The 21,601-nt window shown below is 54.6% G+C and carries 19 protein-coding genes, 4 tRNA genes and 1 rRNA gene; all 24 read left to right on the top strand.

The window, feature by feature from the left end:
* A 5S ribosomal RNA gene (rrf, locus tag KZX66_RS09795) occupies window positions 1-102 on the top strand; the annotation flags it as partial.
* Between the two features lie 158 nt (window positions 103-260).
* Complete coding sequence (birA, locus tag KZX66_RS09790) at window positions 261-1,220, top strand: bifunctional biotin--[acetyl-CoA-carboxylase] ligase/biotin operon repressor BirA (protein ID WP_248078748.1); 960 nt, start codon at window positions 261-263, stop codon at window positions 1,218-1,220.
* Window positions 1,210-1,959, top strand: coding sequence for a pantothenate kinase (locus KZX66_RS09785; RefSeq protein WP_248078746.1), 750 nt, complete (start codon window positions 1,210-1,212; stop codon window positions 1,957-1,959). Before birA ends, KZX66_RS09785 begins: the two co-directional genes overlap by 11 nt.
* A gap of 7 nt (window positions 1,960-1,966) precedes the next feature.
* Complete coding sequence (locus KZX66_RS09780) at window positions 1,967-2,413, top strand: hypothetical protein (protein WP_248078743.1); 447 nt, start codon at window positions 1,967-1,969, stop codon at window positions 2,411-2,413.
* Window positions 2,414-2,555: 142 nt separating this feature from the next.
* Window positions 2,556-2,640 (top strand) — tRNA-Tyr (locus KZX66_RS09775).
* Between the two features lie 23 nt (window positions 2,641-2,663).
* A tRNA-Gly gene (locus KZX66_RS09770) sits at window positions 2,664-2,737 on the top strand.
* Between the two features lie 26 nt (window positions 2,738-2,763).
* Window positions 2,764-2,839 (top strand) — tRNA-Thr (locus tag KZX66_RS09765).
* A 144-nt stretch (window positions 2,840-2,983) separates the two neighbouring features.
* A tRNA-Trp gene (locus KZX66_RS09760) sits at window positions 2,984-3,059 on the top strand.
* Between the two features lie 45 nt (window positions 3,060-3,104).
* Window positions 3,105-3,473, top strand: a complete 369-nt coding sequence (gene secE, locus KZX66_RS09755) for a preprotein translocase subunit SecE (protein ID WP_248078741.1) — start codon at window positions 3,105-3,107, stop codon at window positions 3,471-3,473.
* 9 nt (window positions 3,474-3,482) lie between these two features.
* Entirely contained in the window at window positions 3,483-4,016 is a 534-nt protein-coding gene (nusG, locus tag KZX66_RS09750) for a transcription termination/antitermination protein NusG (protein ID WP_003176436.1), read from the top strand.
* A gap of 117 nt (window positions 4,017-4,133) precedes the next feature.
* A complete protein-coding gene (rplK, locus tag KZX66_RS09745) occupies window positions 4,134-4,565 on the top strand; it encodes a 50S ribosomal protein L11 (RefSeq protein WP_003176435.1) in 432 nt (143 codons plus the stop codon).
* Complete coding sequence (rplA, locus tag KZX66_RS09740) at window positions 4,565-5,260, top strand: 50S ribosomal protein L1 (protein WP_003176434.1); 696 nt, start codon at window positions 4,565-4,567, stop codon at window positions 5,258-5,260. The genes rplK and rplA overlap by 1 nt, the downstream gene beginning before the upstream one ends.
* Window positions 5,261-5,460: 200 nt before the next feature.
* Entirely contained in the window at window positions 5,461-5,961 is a 501-nt protein-coding gene (gene rplJ, locus KZX66_RS09735; protein ID WP_003232405.1) for a 50S ribosomal protein L10, read from the top strand.
* A gap of 78 nt (window positions 5,962-6,039) precedes the next feature.
* Entirely contained in the window at window positions 6,040-6,405 is a 366-nt protein-coding gene (rplL, locus tag KZX66_RS09730) for a 50S ribosomal protein L7/L12 (RefSeq protein ID WP_003176432.1), read from the top strand.
* A 219-nt stretch (window positions 6,406-6,624) separates the two neighbouring features.
* Entirely contained in the window at window positions 6,625-10,698 is a 4,074-nt protein-coding gene (rpoB, locus tag KZX66_RS09725) for a DNA-directed RNA polymerase subunit beta (RefSeq protein ID WP_248078738.1), read from the top strand.
* A gap of 64 nt (window positions 10,699-10,762) precedes the next feature.
* Window positions 10,763-14,962, top strand: a complete 4,200-nt coding sequence (gene rpoC / locus KZX66_RS09720; RefSeq protein WP_248078735.1) for a DNA-directed RNA polymerase subunit beta' — start codon at window positions 10,763-10,765, stop codon at window positions 14,960-14,962.
* Between the two features lie 216 nt (window positions 14,963-15,178).
* Window positions 15,179-15,550, top strand: coding sequence for a 30S ribosomal protein S12 (gene rpsL / locus KZX66_RS09715; RefSeq protein WP_002555494.1), 372 nt, complete (start codon window positions 15,179-15,181; stop codon window positions 15,548-15,550).
* Between the two features lie 118 nt (window positions 15,551-15,668).
* On the top strand, window positions 15,669-16,139 hold the full coding sequence (gene rpsG / locus KZX66_RS09710; RefSeq protein ID WP_002555493.1) for a 30S ribosomal protein S7: 471 nt from the start codon (window positions 15,669-15,671) through the stop codon (window positions 16,137-16,139).
* Between the two features lie 30 nt (window positions 16,140-16,169).
* Window positions 16,170-18,275 carry an elongation factor G gene (gene fusA, locus KZX66_RS09705; RefSeq protein ID WP_015886136.1) on the top strand — a complete coding sequence of 702 codons (2,106 nt, stop codon included), beginning with the start codon at window positions 16,170-16,172 and terminating at the stop codon, window positions 18,273-18,275.
* A gap of 30 nt (window positions 18,276-18,305) precedes the next feature.
* Complete coding sequence (gene tuf, locus KZX66_RS09700) at window positions 18,306-19,499, top strand: elongation factor Tu (protein WP_003176426.1); 1,194 nt, start codon at window positions 18,306-18,308, stop codon at window positions 19,497-19,499.
* Window positions 19,500-19,658: 159 nt separating this feature from the next.
* The gene (gene rpsJ / locus KZX66_RS09695; protein ID WP_003186070.1) at window positions 19,659-19,970 is read left to right on the top strand and encodes a 30S ribosomal protein S10; all 312 of its coding nucleotides are present in this window, start codon (window positions 19,659-19,661) and stop codon (window positions 19,968-19,970) included.
* Between the two features lie 81 nt (window positions 19,971-20,051).
* Entirely contained in the window at window positions 20,052-20,687 is a 636-nt protein-coding gene (rplC, locus tag KZX66_RS09690; RefSeq protein WP_003194649.1) for a 50S ribosomal protein L3, read from the top strand.
* A 12-nt stretch (window positions 20,688-20,699) separates the two neighbouring features.
* Window positions 20,700-21,302 carry a 50S ribosomal protein L4 gene (gene rplD, locus KZX66_RS09685; protein WP_049711296.1) on the top strand — a complete coding sequence of 201 codons (603 nt, stop codon included), beginning with the start codon at window positions 20,700-20,702 and terminating at the stop codon, window positions 21,300-21,302.
* Complete coding sequence (gene rplW, locus KZX66_RS09680) at window positions 21,299-21,598, top strand: 50S ribosomal protein L23 (RefSeq protein WP_002555488.1); 300 nt, start codon at window positions 21,299-21,301, stop codon at window positions 21,596-21,598. The genes rplD and rplW overlap by 4 nt, the downstream gene beginning before the upstream one ends.
* Window positions 21,599-21,601: the final 3 nt, after the last annotated feature.

Raw genomic sequence — 21,601 nt, 5'->3', positions numbered from 1 at the left:
AGCATTGGAACCACCTGATCCCATCCCGAACTCAGCAGTGAAACGATGCATCGCCGATGGTAGTGTGGGGTTTCCCCATGTGAGAGTAGGTCATCGTCAAGATTAAATTCCAGAACCCCTGTTTGCTCACGCAGACAGGGGTTTTGTTTTGGGCGCTCGGAAAGTACGTGGAGGCTTATTGATGGGCTGAAGTGTACCCTTTCTATGCAATGGCCCTGCGCATGGCTATCATGCGTGCCTCATTGTGAGGCGATACCTGCATGCTGACGCTGTTAAAACTTCTAAAAGATGGACGATTTCATTCCGGTGAGGCCCTAGGTGCTGCCTTGGGGGTGAGTCGTAGTGCTGTATGGAAGCAGCTCCAGCATCTTGAGGGGGAATTAAATCTACCTATTCATAAAGTTCGGGGTAAAGGATATCAGCTCGCTGCGCCTCTGTTTTTGCTGGATGCTGAAGAGATAGGCGCAAATGCGCCGTCGTTGGCATGGCCTATTCATATATTCGACTCTATCGACTCTACAAATGCTGAGGCTCTAAGGCTGATAGGCGGTGCGTGCAATACGCCGTTTTTGGTGCTCGCTGAGCAGCAGAGTGCGGGGCGTGGCAGGCGCGGCCGCAAGTGGGTAAGCCCATTTGCTCAGAATATCTATTACAGCCTTGTGTTGCGCATTGAGGGTGGTTTACGGCAGTTGGAGGGGCTCAGCCTGGTTGTCGGATTGGCAGTCATGCAGACCTTGCAAAATGCAGGTGTACAGAATGCTGGCTTGAAATGGCCAAACGACGTCCTGGTGGGTCCGAAAAAAATCGCAGGCATCCTGCTGGAATTAGTCGGAGATCCTGCGGATATTTGTCACGTAGTACTCGGTATCGGCATAAACGTAAATATGCAAAGTGCAGCAGATGTCGACCAGCAATGGACTTCGGTGCATCTTGAGACTGGAGCGTCTATCAATCGTAATTGCTTGGTGGCACAGCTAGGGATGCAGTTGCAGCATTACCTGGAAAGGCATCGAGCATTTGGCTTTTCCGCCCTCCAGCAGGAGTGGGAGTCGAGTCACCTTTGGCAGGGGCGAGCAGTTTCTCTTATTGCTGGAGTCAATCAGGTTGATGGCGTAGTGCTGGGTATAGACAGTCAGGGCGCGTTACGTTTGGGTGTGAGCGGAGTGGAGAAAATATACAGCGGTGGTGAGCTAAGCCTGAGGTTGCGTGATGATTCTTGAGCTCGACTGTGGGAATAGCTTTATAAAATGGCGAGTACTGGATTCCGTCACAGTAATAACTTTTGCGGAAGGTGTCGCGAGCTCGGATGAGGTCTTGATTCAAAGCCTTGTAGCGCTTCCAGGCTTGTCGCTGGTGCACTGCAGGCTCGTGAGTGTTCGCGCATCAGAGGAGACTGAGGCGCTGGTGTCGGCTCTTGTAAGGGCGTTCGGTGTTGCGGTCTCCTGCGCTGCGCCTGCTAAGGAACTGGCAGGGGTACGCAATGGTTATGAGGATTTCGAGCGACTGGGTCTTGATCGCTGGCTGGCGGTGTTGGGTGGGTACAAGTTAGCGGCCCGCGCGTGCCTCGTTCTGGATTTCGGCACTGCCGCGACTGCTGATTTCGTTGCCGCCGACGGTGAGCACCTGGGTGGTTTCATTTGCCCAGGTATGCCTCTTATGCGCAGTCAGCTACGAACACATACGCGTAAGATTCGTTATGACGATGCTGCTGCAGAGCGCGCTCTGGAAGGTTTCTCGCCGGGGCGTACAACGGTAGAGGCGGTTGAGCGTGGGTGTATGCTTATGCTTAGAGGGTTTGTGCTCACTCAGCTGGAGCTGGCTCGTAGCTACTGGGGGAGTGAATTTACAGTCTTCCTGACCGGGGGGGATGCAGATTTGATCTCGGATGCTGTACCGCAGGCTCTGCTCGTTCCAGATCTGGTGTTTGTTGGTCTTGCGATGGCGTGCCCTTTGTCTTGAGGTATTTATGCGTTGGTTGTTTTTGTTATTGCTCGTCCTCAACGCCTTTTACTACGTTTGGCATCAGCAAGAGGCGCCATTGCGCGCCAAGGACGTAACGCCTCTGAGTCTATCTCGAGGCGCTCAGCAAGATATTCGCCTCCTGAGCGAATCTTCGGACGCCGCTGTGCGGAGAGATCGGCTGAAAGTCACGGATGCACAAAGTACGTGTTTGTACATAGGTGGCTTTGCTGATCAGCATCAGGCTCAGATGGTCGAGCAGCGCCTCACTAGCTTGGATATAAAGGTCAAGGTCCAGTTGCTGAGCGTCGCTGACGTGTCGGGTTACTGGCTTCGAGTGGCCCCAGAAAGCCGGCGTCTGGCCGAAGATCTGTCCTTTGAAAACCTTGCTAAGGAATTCAATGAGTTAAAACATAAAATAATGCTGTGTGAAGGCATTGCAACTGTCGAATAGTTTGCATAGAATGGCGCCCGCTTCGCAGTGAAGACCTTTAAGGTTGACGCAGAGAAGCAACGGTCAATGCAGCTAACCTCATAATTTAAATGAGAAAATGCTTGACAGAAGGCTGGCATGATATAGAATGCCGGCTCGCTTAGGAGGGGTTCCCGAGCGGCCAAAGGGATCAGACTGTAAATCTGACGTCTACGACTTCGAAGGTTCGAATCCTTCCCCCTCCACCATTTTAGCGTGAGCTGCAAGCTCCGCGGGTATAGTTTAGTGGTAGAACCTCAGCCTTCCAAGCTGATGATGCGGGTTCGATTCCCGCTACCCGCTCCAAGTTTGCAGGTTGTGCACGGTGTTTTGCTCTTGTAGCTCAGTTGGTAGAGCACACCCTTGGTAAGGGTGAGGTCAGCGGTTCAAATCCGCTCAAGAGCTCCATATGACAAGGCAGATATGAAAATATCTGCCTTTGTTTTAACAGCTGCCTCGGCTTGAAGGTTGTTGATTGATTTCAGGTCTTGTGGGGTTGGTTGTTGTAAAGTCTTTTTCAGGCCTGCATAATGGTCGGCCTGATTTTGTTTTAGGTCAGTAGCTCAATTGGCAGAGCGACGGTCTCCAAAACCGTAGGTTGGGGGTTCGATTCCCTCCTGACCTGCCAGATTCACGTGGTGTATCTGGCTTTCTTTTCACAGGATCTTCATAGATGACTCCTAAGGCTGAAGCTCAAAGCTCTCGTTTCGATCTGTTTAAGTGGCTCGCTGTGGCCGCCTTGGTGGTCGTAGGCGTTGTTGGCAATCAGTACTATTCTGCTTCGCCGATCCTGTACCGTGTTCTTGCTTTGCTGGCTCTTGCTGCTGTGGCTGCTTTTGTGGGTCTGCAGACTGCCAAGGGCAAGTCTTTCGCGGTCCTGGTAAAGGAAGCTCGCACCGAAATCCGTAAAGTCGTTTGGCCGACTCGCCAAGAAACCACTCAGACCACATTGATTGTAGTGGCTGTTGTTTTGGTTATGGCGTTGCTGTTGTGGGGGCTTGACTCCCTGCTCGGCTGGCTTGTTTCCTTGATTGTTGGCTAAGGGTGTCCCGTGGCTAAGCGTTGGTACGTTGTGCATGCTTACTCGGGTTACGAGAAGCATGTTATGCGCTCTTTGCTGGAGCGCGTAAAGCTGGCAGGCATGGAAGATGGCTTCGGCGAAATTCTGGTTCCCACTGAAGAAGTGGTTGAAATGCGGAATGGGCAGAAGCGTAAAAGCGAACGCAAGTTCTTCCCTGGCTACGTGCTGGTACAGATGGATATGAACGAAGGTACTTGGCACTTAGTCAAGGATACCCCTCGTGTCATGGGCTTCATTGGTGGTACTGCTGATAAGCCTGCTCCGATCACTGACAAAGAGGCGGAAGCAATTCTGCGTCGTGTTGCTGATGGCAGCGATAAGCCTAAGCCGAAGACGTTGTTCGAGCCGGGTGAGGTTGTTCGTGTCACTGACGGTCCGTTTGCTGATTTTAACGGCACTGTCGAAGAAGTTAACTACGAAAAGAGTCGGATCCAAGTGGCTGTGCTCATTTTCGGTCGCTCTACCCCGGTAGAGTTAGAGTTCAGCCAGGTCGAAAAGGTCTAGCTGGGCAAGCATCCCAACCCCGCAGCCCTAGGCTGTGGGGTTTTGTCGTCACTGGGATAAACGCGCAAGTAACCGGGGAGCCTTTCGAGGCGTTTGAACCCGTAATTGGAGTGCCTCATGGCCAAGAAGATTACCGCTTACATCAAGCTGCAAGTGAAGGCCGCTCAGGCCAACCCAAGTCCACCTGTTGGTCCCGCTCTGGGTCAGCACGGCGTGAACATCATGGAATTCTGCAAGGCCTTCAACGCCCGTACTCAGGGTCTTGAGCCAGGACTGCCGACTCCAGTGATCATCACTGTATACAGCGACCGTAGCTTCACTTTCGAAACCAAGTCGACTCCGGCCTCGGTTTTGCTGAAGAAAGCTGCTGGTCTGACTAGCGGTTCCGCTCGTCCTAACACCGTTAAGGTTGGCACCGTGACTCGTGCTCAGCTGGAAGAAATCGCGAAAACCAAAAACGCGGATCTGACTGCAGCTGATATGGATGCAGCCGTGCGTACCATCGCCGGTTCTGCTCGTAGCATGGGCCTTAACGTGGAGGGTGTGTAATGGCTAAGCTGACTAAGCGTCAAAAGGCTATCGCCGGCAAAATCGAAGCGGGCAAGTCCTACAACTTTGTAGACGCTGCTGCTCTGCTGACAGAGCTGTCGACTGTCAAGTTCAGCGAGTCCGTTGACGTTGCTGTGAACCTGGGTGTTGACCCACGTAAATCCGACCAGGTCGTCCGTAGCGCTACTGTGCTGCCACACGGTACTGGCAAGACTGTACGTGTTGCTGTCTTCACCCAAGGCCCGGCAGCTGAAGCTGCTCTGGCCGCTGGCGCTGATCGCGTTGGTATGGATGACCTGGCTGCCGAAATGAAAGGCGGCGACCTGAACTATGACGTGGTTATTGCTTCCCCAGATGCAATGCGCGTTGTTGGTCAACTGGGTCAGATCCTGGGTCCGCGTGGCCTGATGCCTAACCCGAAAGTCGGTACCGTAACCCCAGACGTAGCTACCGCGGTTAAAAACGCCAAGGCCGGTCAGGTTCGTTATCGCACCGACAAAAACGGCATCATTCACACCTCCGTTGGCAAAGTCGGCTTTGATGCCGTCAAGCTGAAGGAAAACGTTGAAGCCCTGATCGCTGATCTGAAGCGCATCAAGCCAGCTTCCTCGAAAGGTATCTACGTCAAGCGCGTTACCCTGAGCACCACTATGGGCCCAGGCCTGGTGATCGACCAAGGTTCGCTGGACGTATAAAACACAGATTGGCGCAAGCGATTGCGCCAATTGGAAAAAATTGGGGTCCCTGCCTGGCGGGGGCTATCCAAGACCGTAGGCGACGCAAGTCTTAAACCAAAAGCCTACGCAGATGGTGCTCCCGGTTCCTTACCGAATCAGACACCAAAACGACATCCGGCTCCGGCCAGATGAAACGGTAACAAGCAGGAGTTAAACCCGTGGCAATTAATCTCGAAGACAAGAAGGCCATCGTCGCTGAAGTCAACGAGGCTGCCAAAGCTGCTCTGTCCGCTGTCGTGGCTGATGCCCGTGGTGTGACAGTAGGCGCTATGACCGGACTCCGTAAAGAGGCTCGTGAAGCTGGTGTATACGTACGTGTTGTACGTAACACCCTGCTCAAGCGCGCTGTTGCTGACACTGAATACAGTGTCCTCAACGACGTGTTCACCGGCCCGACTCTGATTGCGTTCTCCAAAGATCATCCAGGCGCTGCTGCCCGTTTGTTCAAAGAATTCGCTAAGAGTCAGGATAAGTTCGAGATCAAGGCAGCTGCGTTCGAGGGCAAGTTCCTCGCAGCTAACCAAATCGACGTACTGGCAACACTGCCGACCCGCGACGAAGCCATTTCGCAGCTGATGAGCGTGATTCAAGGCGCTACCAGCAAGCTGGCTCGTACTCTGGCTGCAGTTCGCGAGCAAAAAGAAGCTGCCGCAGCCTAAGGCTGAGCAGACTCTCTCGCGTATTTTTGTTTATTTCGATGGCCGCGTAGGCCGTCCCCCAATTCAGGAAATACAGCAATGTCTATCTCCCAAGACGATATCCTCAACGCCGTAGCTGAAATGTCGGTTCTGCAGGTTGTTGAGCTGATCAAAGCTTTCGAAGAAAAATTCGGCGTTTCCGCTGCCGCTGCTTCCGCTGGCCCAGCTGTTGCTGCTGTCGCTGCTGAAGAGCAAACCGAATTCAACGTCATGCTGCTGGAAGCTGGCGAGAAGAAAGTAAACGTGATCAAGGCAGTACGTGAACTGACCGGTCTGGGCCTGAAAGAAGCCAAGGCTGTAGTTGACGGCGCTCCTGCCCAGGTTCTGGAAGCTGTGTCGAAAGACGCTGCTGACAAAGCCAAAGCTACTCTGGAAGAAGCGGGCGCTAAAGTCGAGCTGAAGTAAGCATCGACCTTGCGTCTCCAGCCCAAGCTTTAAGCTGAAGGCTGATGGCTGGTGGCTCTTGCCACCGGCCTTTTTCCGTTCTTGGCTGTCGACTCGGTCGCCGCCATTAACGCGCTGTAGCCACCCGATGCGGTGGTGCAAACCATGGGGTTTGCAAGATTTTCTGGCTGCTCCCGTCGGAGGGGCCAAACAAGCAGGTGACCAAGCTGGGGAACGCTGATGGCTTACTCATATACTGAGAAAAAACGTATCCGCAAGGACTTTAGCAAGTTGCCGGACGTCATGGATGTCCCGTACCTTCTGGCTATCCAGCTGGATTCGTATCGTGAATTCTTGCAGGCGGGAGCGACCAAAGATCAGTTCCGCGACGTGGGCCTGCATGCGGCCTTCAAATCCGTTTTCCCGATCATCAGCTACTCCGGCAATGCTGCGCTGGAGTACGTCGGTTATCGCCTGGGCGAACCGGCATTTGATGTCAAAGAATGCGTGTTGCGTGGCGTTACGTACGCCGTACCTTTGCGGGTAAAAGTCCGTCTGATCATTTTCGATAAAGAATCGTCGAATAAAGCGATCAAGGACATCAAAGAGCAAGAAGTCTACATGGGCGAGATCCCATTGATGACTGAAAACGGTACCTTCGTTATCAACGGTACCGAGCGTGTAATTGTTTCCCAGCTGCACCGTTCCCCGGGCGTGTTCTTCGACCACGACCGTGGCAAGACGCACAGCTCCGGTAAGCTGCTGTACTCCGCGCGGATCATTCCGTACCGCGGTTCGTGGTTGGACTTCGAGTTCGACCCGAAGGACTGCGTGTTCGTGCGTATCGACCGTCGTCGTAAGCTGCCGGCCTCGGTACTGCTGCGCGCGCTCGGCTACACCACTGAGCAGGTGCTGGACGCTTTCTACACCACCAACGTATTCAGCCTGAAGGATGAAACCCTCAGCCTGGAATTGGTGCCTTCGCGCCTGCGTGGTGAGATTGCTGTTCTGGACATCCAGGACGAGAAGGGCAAAGTCATTGTTGAAGCGGGCCGTCGTATTACTGCGCGCCACATCAACCAGATCGAAAAAGCCGGTATCAAGTCGCTGGACGTGCCTCTGGACTACGTCCTGGGTCGCACGACCGCCAAGGTCATCGTTCACCCGGCCACAGGTGAAATCCTGGCTGAGTGCAACACCGAGCTGAATACCGAGATCCTGGCAAAAATCGCCAAGGCCCAGGTTGTTCGCATCGAGACTCTGTACACCAACGATATCGACTGCGGTCCGTTCGTCTCCGACACGCTGAAGATCGACTCCACCAGCAACCAATTGGAAGCGCTGGTCGAGATCTATCGCATGATGCGTCCAGGCGAGCCGCCAACCAAAGACGCTGCCGAAACTCTGTTCAACAACCTGTTCTTCAGCCCTGAGCGCTACGACCTGTCTGCGGTCGGCCGCATGAAGTTCAACCGTCGTATCGGTCGCACCGAGATCGAAGGTTCGGGCGTGTTGTGCAAGGAAGACATCGTTGCGGTACTGAAGACTCTGGTCGACATCCGTAACGGTAAAGGCATCGTCGATGACATCGACCACCTGGGTAACCGTCGTGTTCGCTGCGTAGGCGAAATGGCTGAAAACCAGTTCCGCGTTGGCTTGGTGCGTGTTGAGCGTGCGGTCAAAGAGCGCCTGTCAATGGCTGAAAGCGAAGGCCTGATGCCGCAAGACTTGATCAACGCCAAGCCCGTAGCTGCGGCGGTGAAAGAGTTCTTCGGTTCCAGCCAGCTCTCGCAGTTCATGGACCAGAACAACCCGCTCTCCGAGATCACCCACAAACGCCGTGTTTCCGCACTGGGCCCGGGCGGTCTGACTCGTGAGCGTGCTGGCTTTGAGGTTCGTGACGTACACCCGACGCACTACGGTCGTGTTTGCCCGATCGAAACGCCGGAAGGTCCGAACATCGGCCTGATCAACTCCCTGGCTGCCTATGCGCGCACAAACCAGTACGGTTTCCTCGAGAGCCCGTACCGTGTGGTGAAAGACGCTCTGGTCACCGACGAGATCGTTTTCCTGTCCGCCATCGAAGAAGCTGATCACGTGATCGCTCAGGCTTCGGCCACGATGAACGACAAGAAAGTTCTGATCGACGAGTTGGTAGCTGTTCGTCACTTGAATGAGTTCACCGTTAAGGCGCCGGAAGACGTCACCTTGATGGACGTTTCGCCGAAGCAGGTAGTTTCGGTTGCAGCGTCGTTGATCCCGTTCCTGGAGCACGATGACGCCAACCGTGCGTTGATGGGTTCCAACATGCAGCGTCAAGCTGTACCGACCCTGCGTGCCGACAAGCCGCTGGTAGGTACCGGCATGGAGCGTAACGTAGCCCGTGACTCCGGCGTTTGCGTCGTGGCTCGTCGTGGCGGCGTAATCGACTCCGTCGATGCAAGCCGTATCGTGGTTCGTGTTGCAGATGACGAAGTTGAAACTGGCGAAGCCGGTGTCGACATTTACAACCTGACCAAATACACCCGCTCGAACCAGAACACCTGCATCAACCAGCGTCCGCTGGTGAGCAAGGGTGATCGCGTTCAGCGTAGTGACATCATGGCCGACGGCCCGTCCACCGACATGGGTGAACTGGCACTGGGTCAGAACATGCGCATCGCGTTCATGGCATGGAACGGCTTCAACTTCGAAGACTCCATCTGCCTGTCCGAGCGTGTTGTTCAAGAAGATCGCTTCACCACGATCCACATCCAGGAACTGACCTGTGTGGCACGTGACACCAAGCTTGGGCCTGAGGAAATCACTGCAGACATCCCGAACGTGGGTGAAGCTGCACTGAACAAGCTGGACGAAGCAGGTATCGTTTACGTAGGTGCTGAAGTTGGCGCTGGCGACATCCTGGTTGGTAAGGTCACTCCGAAAGGCGAGACCCAACTGACTCCGGAAGAGAAGCTGCTGCGTGCCATCTTCGGTGAAAAAGCCAGCGACGTTAAAGACACCTCTCTGCGTGTGCCTACCGGCACCAAGGGTACTGTCATCGACGTACAGGTCTTCACCCGTGACGGCGTTGAGCGTGATGCTCGTGCACTGTCCATCGAGAAAACTCAGCTCGACGAGATCCGCAAGGATTTGAACGAAGAGTTCCGTATCGTTGAAGGCGCGACCTTCGAGCGTCTGCGTTCCGCTCTGGTAGGCCACAAGGCCGAAGGCGGGGCAGGTCTGAAAAAAGGTCAGGACATCACCGACGAAATCCTCGACGGTCTTGAGCACGGCCAGTGGTTCAAACTGCGCATGGCTGAAGATGCTCTGAACGAGCAGCTCGAGAAGGCTCAGGCCTACATCGTTGATCGCCGCCGTCTGCTGGACGACAAGTTCGAAGACAAGAAGCGCAAACTGCAGCAGGGCGATGACCTGGCTCCAGGCGTGCTGAAAATCGTCAAGGTTTACCTGGCAATCCGTCGCCGCATTCAGCCTGGCGACAAGATGGCCGGTCGTCACGGTAACAAAGGTGTGGTCTCCGTGATCATGCCGGTTGAAGACATGCCGCACGATGCCAATGGCACCCCGGTCGACGTCGTCCTCAACCCGCTGGGCGTACCTTCGCGTATGAACGTTGGTCAGATCCTTGAAACCCACTTGGGCCTCGCGGCCAAAGGTCTGGGCGAAAAGATCAACCGTATGATCGAAGAGCAGCGCAAGGTCGCTGACCTGCGTAAGTTCCTGCACGAGATCTACAACGAAATCGGCGGTCGCAACGAAGAGCTGGACACCTTCTCCGACCAGGAAATCCTGGATCTGGCGAAGAACCTGCGCGGCGGCGTTCCAATGGCTACCCCGGTGTTCGACGGTGCCAAGGAAAGCGAGATCAAGGCCATGCTGAAACTGGCAGATCTGCCGGAAAGCGGCCAGATGCAGCTGTTCGACGGCCGTACCGGCAACAAGTTCGAGCGCCCGGTTACTGTTGGCTACATGTACATGCTGAAGCTGAACCACTTGGTGGACGACAAGATGCACGCTCGTTCTACCGGTTCGTACAGCCTGGTTACCCAGCAGCCGCTGGGTGGTAAGGCTCAGTTCGGTGGTCAGCGTTTCGGGGAGATGGAGGTCTGGGCACTGGAAGCATACGGTGCTGCATACACTCTGCAAGAAATGCTCACAGTGAAGTCGGACGATGTGAACGGTCGTACCAAGATGTACAAAAACATCGTGGACGGCGATCACCGTATGGAGCCGGGCATGCCCGAGTCCTTTAACGTGTTGATCAAAGAAATTCGTTCCCTCGGCATCGATATCGATCTGGAAACCGAATAACACGTGACGCGAATCGAGAGCGGGGCTGTTTAGCCCGTTCTCTGCTCCGCCAGGAGGAAAGGCCTTGAAAGACCTACTGAATTTGCTGAAAAACCAGGGTCAAGTCGAAGAGTTCGACGCCATCCGCATTGGATTGGCATCGCCTGAGATGATCCGTTCGTGGTCGTTCGGTGAAGTTAAAAAGCCGGAAACCATCAACTACCGTACGTTCAAACCTGAGCGTGACGGCCTGTTCTGCGCCAAGATCTTTGGCCCGGTAAAGGATTACGAGTGCCTGTGCGGTAAGTACAAGCGCTTGAAGCACCGCGGTGTGATCTGCGAGAAGTGCGGCGTTGAAGTTGCACTGGCTAAAGTTCGTCGTGAGCGCATGGCGCACATCGAACTGGCTTCGCCGGTTGCCCACATCTGGTTCCTGAAATCGCTGCCGTCCCGTATCGGCTTGCTGATGGACATGACCCTGCGTGATATCGAACGCGTTCTCTACTTCGAGAGCTATGTCGTTATCGATCCAGGCATGACCACCCTTGAGAAAGGTCAGCTGCTGAACGACGAGCAGTACTTCGAAGCGCTGGAAGAGTTCGGCGACGATTTCGATGCCCGCATGGGTGCCGAAGCTGTCCGTGAACTGCTGCACGCTATCGACCTGGAACACGAGATTGGCCGTCTGCGCGAAGAAATTCCGCAAACCAACTCCGAAACCAAGATCAAGAAGCTGTCTAAACGTCTGAAGTTGATGGAAGCCTTTCAGGGTTCCGGCAACTTGCCAGAGTGGATGGTGCTGACCGTTCTGCCGGTTCTGCCGCCAGATCTGCGTCCGCTGGTACCGTTGGACGGCGGTCGTTTCGCGACATCCGACCTCAACGACCTGTACCGCCGTGTGATCAACCGTAACAACCGCTTGAAGCGCCTGCTTGATCTGTCCGCTCCGGACATCATCGTGCGCAACGAAAAGCGTATGTTGCAAGAAGCTGTCGACGCCTTGCTCGACAACGGTCGTCGTGGTCGTGCTATCACCGGTTCGAACAAGCGTCCTCTGAAATCCTTGGCTGACATGATCAAGGGTAAGCAAGGCCGTTTCCGTCAGAACTTGCTCGGGAAGCGTGTTGACTACTCCGGTCGTTCGGTAATTACCGTAGGTCCGACCCTGCGTCTGCACCAGTGCGGTCTGCCTAAGAAGATGGCGCTCGAGCTGTTCAAGCCATTCATCTTCGGCAAGCTGGAAATGCGCGGTCTCGCGACCACCATCAAAGCGGCCAAGAAAATGGTCGAGCGCGAACTGCCAGAGGTTTGGGACGTTCTCGCTGAAGTGATTCGCGAACACCCGGTCCTCCTCAACCGCGCACCGACCCTTCACCGTCTGGGTATCCAGGCGTTTGAACCGGTACTGATCGAAGGTAAGGCTATCCAGCTGCACCCTCTGGTCTGTGCTGCGTACAACGCCGACTTCGACGGCGACCAAATGGCCGTGCACGTACCGCTGACACTGGAAGCCCAGTTGGAAGCGCGCGCGTTGATGATGTCGACCAACAACATTCTGTCGCCAGCCAACGGTGAGCCGATCATCGTTCCTTCGCAGGACGTTGTATTGGGTCTGTACTACATGACCCGTGAAGCGATCAACGCCAAAGGCGAAGGTCGTGTGTTCGCTGACCTGCAGGAAGTTGACCGTGTGTTCCGTGCCGGCGAAGCCGCGCTGCACGCCAAGGTCAAAGTGCGGATCAACGAAACCGTCAACGACCGTGATGGCGGCAGCGTAAGCGGCACCCGTATTGTCGACACCACTGTCGGCCGTGCCTTGCTGTATCAAGTTGTGCCAAAAGGCCTGTCGTACGACGTCGTCAACCTGCCGATGAAGAAAAAGGCGATCTCCAAGCTGATCAACCAGTGCTACCGCGTGGTTGGTTTGAAAGAGACCGTGATCTTCGCTGACCAGTTGATGTACACCGGCTTTGCTTATTCGACCATTTCCGGCGTTTCCATCGGTGTTAACGACTTCGTTATCCCGGATGAAAAAGCCCAGATCATCAATGCTGCAACTGATGAAGTGAAAGAGATCGAAAGCCAGTACGCCTCCGGCCTGGTAACCCAGGGCGAGAAGTACAACAAAGTGATCGACCTTTGGTCCAAGGCCAACGACGAAGTGTCGAAAGCGATGATGGCTAACCTCTCGAAAGAGAAGGTTATCGACCGTCATGGCGTAGAAGTCGATCAAGAGTCGTTCAACTCGATGTACATGATGGCCGACTCGGGCGCACGGGGTTCTGCTGCGCAGATCCGTCAGCTCGCCGGTATGCGTGGCCTGATGGCCAAGCCGGACGGCTCCATCATCGAAACGCCGATTACTGCGAACTTCCGTGAAGGTTTGAGCGTACTTCAGTACTTCATCTCCACTCACGGTGCTCGTAAGGGTCTTGCGGATACCGCGTTGAAAACGGCTAACTCCGGTTACCTGACTCGTCGTCTGGTGGACGTTGCGCAAGACTTGGTTGTAACTGAAGTTGACTGCGGCACCGAACACGGTCTGCTGATGACTCCGCACATCGAAGGCGGCGACGTTGTAGAACCGTTGGGTGAGCGTGTACTGGGTCGAGTCATCGCCCGTGACGTATTCAAGCCAGGCACCGAGGACATTATTGTTCCTGCCGGCACCCTGGTAGACGAGAAGTGGGTCGAGTTCATCGAACTCAACAGCATCGACGAAGTGATTGTTCGCTCGCCGATCAGCTGCGAAACCCGCTACGGCATTTGCGCCAAGTGCTACGGCCGTGACTTGGCTCGTGGTCACCAGGTGAACATCGGTGAGGCGGTTGGCGTAATTGCTGCCCAGTCCATCGGTGAACCGGGTACCCAGCTGACCATGCGTACGTTCCACATCGGTGGTGCGGCAAGCCGGACCTCTGCAGCTGACAGCGTTCAGGTGAAGAATGGCGGTACCGTCCGTCTGCATAACCTGAAGCACGTTGAGCGAGTGGATGGTTGCCTGGTTGCTGTGTCTCGTTCCGGTGAGCTGGCAATCGCTGATGACTACGGTCGTGAGCGTGAGCGTTACAAGCTGCCGTACGGTGCTGTGATTTCGGTTAAAGAGGGTGACAAGGTCGACGCTGGCGCAATAGTGGCCAAGTGGGATCCGCACACTCACCCAATTGTTACCGAAATGAAAGGTACCGTGACCTACGTGGGCATGGAAGAAGGCATCACGATCAAGCGTCAGACTGACGAATTGACCGGTATGACCAACATTGAAGTACTCGACGCGAAAGATCGTCCAGCTGCCGGTAAAGACATCCGTCCTGCCGTGAAGATGGTCGATGACAACGGCAAGGACTTGTTGCTGCCAGGCACTGACGTAATCGCTCAGTACTTCCTGCCAGCCAACGCCCTGGTCGGTGTAGCGGATGGTGCGAAGATCGCGATCGGTGATGTTATCGCTCGTATCCCGCAAGAAACTTCGAAGACCCGCGACATCACCGGTGGTCTGCCGCGTGTTGCCGACTTGTTCGAAGCTCGTCGTCCGAAAGAAGCGTCGATTCTGGCTGAAGTCAGCGGCACCATCGCGTTCGGTAAAGAAACCAAAGGCAAGCGCCGTCTGGTCATTACCCCGAACGACGGTAGCGATCCGTACGAAGAGCTGATTCCGAAGTGGCGCCACCTGAACGTCTTCGAAGGCGAACAGGTAAATCGCGGCGAAGTTATCTCTGACGGTCCGAGCGATCCACACGACATCCTGCGTCTGCTGGGTGTGAGTGCGCTGGCCAAGTACATCGTTAACGAGATCCAGGACGTTTACCGTCTGCAAGGCGTGAAGATCAACGATAAGCACATCGAGACCATCCTGCGTCAGATGTTGCGTAAAGTTGAAATCGCTGAATCCGGCGATTCCAGTTTCATCAAGGGCGACCAGATGGAACTGACTCACGTACTGGTAGAGAACGAGCGTCTGAGCGCGGAAGACAAGTTTGTTTCCAAGTTCACTCGCGTGTTGTTGGGTATCACCAAGGCGTCGTTGTCCACTGAGTCGTTCATCTCGGCGGCCTCCTTCCAGGAGACCACTCGCGTACTGACCGAAGCAGCGGTAACCGGCAAGCGCGATTACCTGCGCGGCCTGAAAGAAAACGTGGTTGTGGGTCGTCTGATCCCAGCCGGTACCGGTTTGGCTTACCACAGCGAGCGTAAGCGTCGCCGTGATGCTGACAAGCCGTTGCGTGTAAGCGCCAGTGAAGTGGAAGCTGCACTGACCGAAGCGCTGAACTCAAGCGGTAACTGAGTTCTGCGATAGATGAGTCCGGGCCCTGGCAGCTCCGTTCGTCGGATCGAGGCATTTATGCACCGGTTCGACGAGAGGAGAGGTCGGGGCCTTGCCTTGACTGGGGACAAGATCCTCTTTAGACTCTTGTACCCCTAAATTTGGCGGGAATTCGTTCCTGCCATTTTGCTTTTCTTGCAAGACAATAGCGTCGCAAGACAACAGTGGAGCTAGTAGATGGCAACTATCAACCAGCTGGTACGTCAGCCGCGTAAGCGTATCGTCGAGAAATCCGACGTGCCTGCGCTGCAGAACTGCCCGCAACGTCGTGGCGTATGCACTCGTGTGTATACCACCACGCCGAAAAAACCTAACTCGGCACTGCGTAAAGTATGCCGTGTGCGTCTGACCAACGGTTTCGAGGTTTCCTCGTACATCGGCGGTGAAGGCCACAACCTGCAAGAGCACAGCGTGGTACTGATCCGCGGCGGTCGTGTAAAAGACTTGCCAGGTGTTCGTTACCACACCGTACGCGGCTCCTTGGATACTTCCGGCGTTAAAGGTCGTAACCAGGGTCGTTCGAAGTACGGTACCAAGAAGCCTAAGTAGTAGCGGCTTTTTGTAAAACTGAATCATCTTATTTTCTGAGTCGATAAGAGTAAGGTCGGAGCCGTCCCGAAAGGGCGCTAATTCCGAGCGAACCTGAAGACCGTTTGAGGGCTTATCCATGCCAAGAAGACGCGTAGCAGCCAAGCGCGAAGTGCTTGACGATCCAAAATACGGAAGCCAAATTCTGGCCAAGTTCATGAACCACGTAATGGAAAGCGGCAAGAAAGCCGTTGCCGAGCGTATCGTTTATGGCGCGCTGGAAAAGGTTAAAGAACGCAAGAACAGCGACCCCCTGGAAATCTTCGAGAAAGCTCTCGACGCCATCGCTCCGCTGGTCGAAGTGAAGTCGCGCCGTGTAGGCGGTGCTACTTACCAGGTTCCGGTTGAAGTTCGTCCGTCCCGTCGTAACGCTCTGGCAATGCGCTGGTTGGTAGACTTCGCCCGTAAACGCGGCGAGAAGTCTATGGCCCTGCGTTTGGCTGGCGAACTGTTGGACGCTGCTGAAGGTAAAGGTGCTGCTGTTAAGAAGCGTGAAGACGTGCACCGTATGGCTGAAGCTAACAAAGCTTTCTCGCACTACCGCTTCTAATCTTAGCTTCACTAATTTTGCGAGGGCTTTATGGCTCGTACTACTCCGATTAGCCGTTACCGTAACATCGGTATCGTTGCTCACGTGGATGCTGGTAAAACCACCACCACCGAGCGCGTACTGTTTTACACCGGCAAAAGTCACAAGATGGGCGAGGTGCATGACGGCGCCGCGACCACAGACTGGATGGTTCAGGAGCAGGAGCGTGGTATTACCATTACTTCTGCTGCTATTACCGCCTTCTGGAAAGGTTCCGAGAAGCAGTACAAAGATGAGCACCGCTTCAACGTAATCGATACCCCGGGCCACGTAGACTTCACCATTGAAGTTGAACGTTCCCTGCGCGTACTCGACGGCGCTGTCGTTGTGTTCTGCGGTACCTCGGGCGTTGAGCCTCAGTCGGAAACCGTATGGCGTCAAGCCAACAAATACGGCGTTCCACGTCTTGTTTACGTAAACAAGATGGACCGTGCTGGTGCGAACTTCCTGCGCGTGATCGGTCAGATCAAGCAGCGTCTGGGTCACACCCCGGTGCCAATCCAGTTGGCCATCGGTTCCGAAGACAATTTCCAAGGCCAGATCGATCTGCTGACCATGGAAGCTGTTTACTGGAACGACGCTGACAAAGGTATGGTTCCTGTTCGCAAGCCTATCCCTGCTGAACTGCAGGAACTGGCTGACGAATGGCGCAACAACATGGTTGAAGCTGCGGCCGAAGCCAACGAAGAGCTGATGAACAAGTACCTCGAAGGTGAAGAACTCACCAACGTGGAAATCAAAGCCGCTCTGCGTCAGCGTACTATCGCTGGTGAGATCGTCTTGGCTGTTTGCGGTTCCTCGTTCAAGAACAAGGGTGTTCCCCTGGTTCTCGATGCTGTGATCGACTACCTGCCGGCACCAGTTGATATTCCTGCCATCAAGGGTACTGACCCGGATGACGAGACTATCGAGCTGGAGCGTCATGCAGACGACGCAGAACCGTTCTCCGCTCTGGCATTTAAAATTGCCACTGACCCATTCGTGGGTACCTTGACCTTCGTCCGCGTTTACTCGGGTGTGTTGAACTCCGGCGACGGCGTGATCAACTCGGTTAAAGGCAAGAAAGAGCGCGTGGGTCGTATGGTGCAAATGCACGCAAACGCCCGCGAAGAGATCAAGGAAGTACGCGCTGGTGACATCGCGGCCTTGATCGGCATGAAGGACGTCACCACCGGTGAGACCTTGTGCAACGCTGACAAGCCAATCATCCTGGTTCGCATGGACTTCCCGGAGCCGGTTATTTCGGTAGCCGTAGAGCCTAAGACCAAGGATGACCAGGAAAAAATGGGTATCGCTCTGGGCAAGCTTGCTCAGGAAGATCCATCTTTCCGCGTCAAGACTGATGAAGAGACTGGTCAAACGATCATCTCCGGCATGGGCGAGCTTCACCTGGACATCCTGGTTGACCGGATGCGCCGTGAGTTCAACGTCGAAGCCAACATCGGTAAGCCTCAGGTTTCCTATCGTGAGCGCATCACGAAGAACTGTGAAATCGAAGGCAAGTTCGTTCGTCAGTCCGGCGGTCGTGGTCAGTTCGGTCACTGCTGGATCCGTTTTGCTCCTGCTGACGAAGGTCAGGAAGGTCTGCAATTCGTGAACGAAGTAGTTGGTGGTGTTGTTCCTAAGGAATACATCCCTGCTATCCAGAAGGGTATCGAAGAGCAGATGAAGAACGGTGTTGTTGCCGGCTATCCGCTGATCGGCCTGAAAGCAACCGTTTTTGACGGTTCTTACCACGACGTCGACTCCAACGAGATGGCGTTTAAGGTGGCTGCTTCCATGGCAACCAAGCAACTGGCCCAGAAGGGCGGTGGTGAGTTGCTTGAGCCAATCATGGCGGTAGAAGTTGTTACACCTGAAGACTATATGGGTGATGTCATGGGCGACCTTAACCGTCGTCGCGGCATGATCTTGGGTATGGAAGACACGGTTTCCGGCAAAGTGATTCGCGCCGAGGTTCCGTTGGGTGAGATGTTCGGTTATGCGACCGACGTTCGCTCCATGTCTCAGGGTCGCGCAAGCTACTCTATGGAATTCAAAAAATACAACACAGCTCCGGCGCACATCGCTGAAACTGTATCCAAAAAACAAGGCTGATTCAGTCCTTTAGGCAAGGAGTTAATTGTCGTGGCTAAAGAAAAATTTGATCGTTCCCTACCGCACGTCAACGTTGGCACCATCGGTCACGTTGACCACGGTAAAACCACTCTGACTGCTGCTCTGACTCGCGTTTGCTCCGAAGTTTTCGGTTCTGCAATCGTTGATTTCGATAAAATCGACAGCGCACCAGAAGAGAAAGCTCGTGGTATCACCATCAACACCGCGCACGTTGAATACAACTCGCTGATCCGTCACTACGCTCACGTTGACTGCCCAGGTCACGCTGACTATGTGAAGAACATGATCACCGGTGCTGCTCAAATGGACGGCGCTATCCTGGTTTGCTCGGCCGCTGATGGTCCGATGCCACAGACCCGTGAGCACATCCTGCTGTCCCGCCAGGTAGGCGTTCCGTACATCGTGGTTTACCTGAACAAGGCTGACCTGGTAGACGACGCTGAGCTGCTGGAACTGGTTGAGATGGAAGTGCGCGACCTGTTGAGCACTTACGACTTCCCAGGTGACGACACTCCGATCATCATCGGTTCTGCTCGTATGGCTCTGGAAGGCAAAGATGACAACGAAATGGGCACCACGTCCGTTCGTAAACTGGTTGAGACTCTGGACAGCTACATCCCAGATCCAGTCCGTGTTATCGACAAGCCGTTCCTGATGCCAATCGAAGACGTATTCTCGATCTCCGGTCGTGGTACTGTTGTGACTGGTCGTATCGAGCGCGGTATCGTTAAGGTTCAAGATCCACTGGAAATCGTTGGTCTGCGTGACACTACCGTCACCACCTGCACCGGTGTTGAAATGTTCCGTAAACTGCTCGACGAAGGTCGTGCTGGCGAGAACTGCGGCGTTCTGCTGCGTGGTACCAAGCGTGACGACGTTGAGCGTGGCCAGGTTCTGGTTAAGCCGGGTTCGGTTAAGCCGCACACCAAGTTCGAAGCTGAAGTGTACGTGCTGAGCAAAGAAGAAGGCGGTCGTCACACTCCGTTCTTCAAAGGCTACCGTCCGCAGTTCTACTTCCGTACTACTGACGTGACTGGTAACTGCGAACTGCCGGAAGGCGTTGAGATGGTAATGCCGGGCGACAACATCAAAATGGTTGTTACCCTGATCAAAACCATCGCAATGGAAGACGGTCTGCGTTTCGCTATTCGCGAAGGCGGCCGTACCGTTGGTGCTGGCGTTGTAGCTAAAATCATCGAGTAATTATCTCTTCTGAGATAGCTTCGATGTTTTGAGAAGGCCCCCGCTTAGCGGGGGCCTTTTTTATTGGGTTGACACCCATCTGGGGCGTCTATAGAATTGCGCCTCCTTTTAACGGGCGTATTGCGCTCGCTGGGAATAGCAGCCGGAGTCTGAAATCCAATGCAAAATCAGCAAATCCGTATCAGGTTGAAGGCTTTTGACCATCGCCTGATCGACCAATCCACCCAGGAAATCGTGGAAACCGCGAAACGTACTGGTGCTCAAGTGCGTGGTCCAATTCCACTGCCTACCCGTAAAGAGCGGTTCACCGTTCTGGTCTCCCCGCACGTCAACAAAGACGCGCGTGACCAGTACGAGATCCGTACTCATAAGCGCGTACTGGACATCGTCCAGCCAACGGATAAAACCGTTGATGCACTTATGAAGCTCGATCTGGCGGCCGGTGTGGAAGTACAGATCAGCCTCGGCTAAGACTTGGGTCTTAGTCGTGTAACGCTCTGAAATGGGCGGCCATAGCGGGTGAAAGCCCCGTACACTCATGAGGTTTACAACATGACTATTGGTGTAGTCGGTCGTAAATGCGGTATGACCCGTATTTTCACCGAAGAAGGTGTCTCCATTCCGGTTACGGTCATTGAGATCGAGCCGAATCGCGTCACCCAGTTCAAAACTGAAGAGACCGATGGCTATCGTGCAGTGCAAGTCACTGTCGGCGAGCGTCGTGCTTCGCGTGTGACTGCTGCTCAAGCAGGTCACTTCGCTAAAGCAAACGTTGCAGCTGGTCGCACTGTTATGGAGTTCCGTCTTGAAGACGGCGACTACCAGGCTGGCGATCTGATCAACGCTGAAATCTTCGCCGCTGGTCAACTGGTTGATGTAACCGGTCAGTCCAAAGGTAAAGGCTTCCAGGGTACGATCAAGCGTTGGAATTTCCGTGGCCAAGACAACACTCACGGTAACTCCGTCTCCCACCGCGTCCCGGGCTCTATTGGCCAGTGCCAGACTCCTGGTCGTGTATTCAAGGGCAAAAAAATGTCCGGTCATATGGGCGCTGAGCGCGTGACCGTGCAGTCCCTCGAAGTAGTGCGCGTCGACGCTGAACGCAATCTGTTGTTGGTCAAGGGTGCTGTTCCTGGCGCTACTGGCGGCAACCTGGTTGTACGTCCAGCGGCCAAGGCTCGCGGTTAAGGGGAAGCTGACATGCAATTAAATGTAAATGACGCTCAAGCGATCGAAGTTTCCGAACTGACATTTGGCGGCGAATTCAACGAGACGCTCGTTCACCAAGCAGTCGTGGCCTACATGGCTGGCGGCCGTCAAGGTAGCAAGCAGCAAAAGACCCGTTCCGACGTTCGTGGTGGCGGTAAGCGCCCTTGGCGTCAGAAAGGTACTGGCCGTGCTCGTGCCGGTACTATCCGTAGCCCAATCTGGCGTGGCGGTGGTACCACTTTCGCAGCTCGTCCACAGGATCACTCGCAGAAGCTCAACAAGAAGATGTATCGCGCAGCACTGCGCTCCATCCTTGCTGAACTCGTGCGTACCGATCGTCTGGTTGTGGTTCAGGACTTCGCTGTTGAAAGTCCAAAAACTAAAGACCTACTGGGCAAACTGAACGACATGAGCCTGACCGACGTTTTGATCGTGTCTGAAGCTGTTGATCAGAACCTGTACCTGGCTGCTCGTAACCTGCCACACGTTGATGTACGTGACGTGCAAGGTTCCGATCCAGTTAGTCTGATCGCATACGACAAGGTGTTGATCACCGTGTCGGCCGTGAAGAAATTCGAGGAGCTGCTGGGATGAACCAGGAACGCGTATTTAAAGTTCTGCTTGGCCCGCACGTTTCCGAAAAGGCTACGGTTCTGGCTGACAAGAAAGGCCAGTTCGTTTTCAAGGTTGCAACTGACGCAACCAAGCTGGAAATCAAGAAGGCCGTCGAAAGCCTGTTCAGCGTGAAAGTAGAGCGTGTTACTACCCTGAATGTTCTGGGTAAGAGCAAGCGCACTGCTCGCGGTCTGGGCAAGCGTAATGACTGGAAGAAGGCAGTTATCTCCCTTCAGCCAGGCCAAGATCTCGATTTCAGCAGCAGTGCTGAGTAAGGA

Origin of the sequence: Pseudomonas sp. EYE_354, assembly GCF_023148575.1 — a bacterium.
Classification (GTDB): domain Bacteria; phylum Pseudomonadota; class Gammaproteobacteria; order Pseudomonadales; family Pseudomonadaceae; genus Aquipseudomonas.
This window is presented reverse-complemented; position numbering and strand designations above follow the sequence as displayed.

Bases quoted from the DNA above. Each gene is read 5' to 3' on its own strand.
- birA (WP_248078748.1), top strand. From the start codon at position 261: ATGCTGACGCTGTTAAAACTTCTAAAAGATGGACGATTTCATTCCGGT.
- KZX66_RS09785 (WP_248078746.1), top strand. From the start codon at position 1,210: ATGATTCTTGAGCTCGACTGTGGGAATAGCTTTATAAAATGGCGAGTA.
- KZX66_RS09780 (WP_248078743.1), top strand. From the start codon at position 1,967: ATGCGTTGGTTGTTTTTGTTATTGCTCGTCCTCAACGCCTTTTACTAC.
- secE (WP_248078741.1), top strand. From the start codon at position 3,105: ATGACTCCTAAGGCTGAAGCTCAAAGCTCTCGTTTCGATCTGTTTAAG.
- rplK (WP_003176435.1), top strand. From the start codon at position 4,134: ATGGCCAAGAAGATTACCGCTTACATCAAGCTGCAAGTGAAGGCCGCT.
- rplA (WP_003176434.1), top strand. From the start codon at position 4,565: ATGGCTAAGCTGACTAAGCGTCAAAAGGCTATCGCCGGCAAAATCGAA.
- rplL (WP_003176432.1), top strand. From the start codon at position 6,040: ATGTCTATCTCCCAAGACGATATCCTCAACGCCGTAGCTGAAATGTCG.
- rpoB (WP_248078738.1), top strand. From the start codon at position 6,625: ATGGCTTACTCATATACTGAGAAAAAACGTATCCGCAAGGACTTTAGC.
- rpsL (WP_002555494.1), top strand. From the start codon at position 15,179: ATGGCAACTATCAACCAGCTGGTACGTCAGCCGCGTAAGCGTATCGTC.
- rpsG (WP_002555493.1), top strand. From the start codon at position 15,669: ATGCCAAGAAGACGCGTAGCAGCCAAGCGCGAAGTGCTTGACGATCCA.
- fusA (WP_015886136.1), top strand. From the start codon at position 16,170: ATGGCTCGTACTACTCCGATTAGCCGTTACCGTAACATCGGTATCGTT.
- rpsJ (WP_003186070.1), top strand. From the start codon at position 19,659: ATGCAAAATCAGCAAATCCGTATCAGGTTGAAGGCTTTTGACCATCGC.
- rplC (WP_003194649.1), top strand. From the start codon at position 20,052: ATGACTATTGGTGTAGTCGGTCGTAAATGCGGTATGACCCGTATTTTC.
- rplD (WP_049711296.1), top strand. From the start codon at position 20,700: ATGCAATTAAATGTAAATGACGCTCAAGCGATCGAAGTTTCCGAACTG.
- rplW (WP_002555488.1), top strand. From the start codon at position 21,299: ATGAACCAGGAACGCGTATTTAAAGTTCTGCTTGGCCCGCACGTTTCC.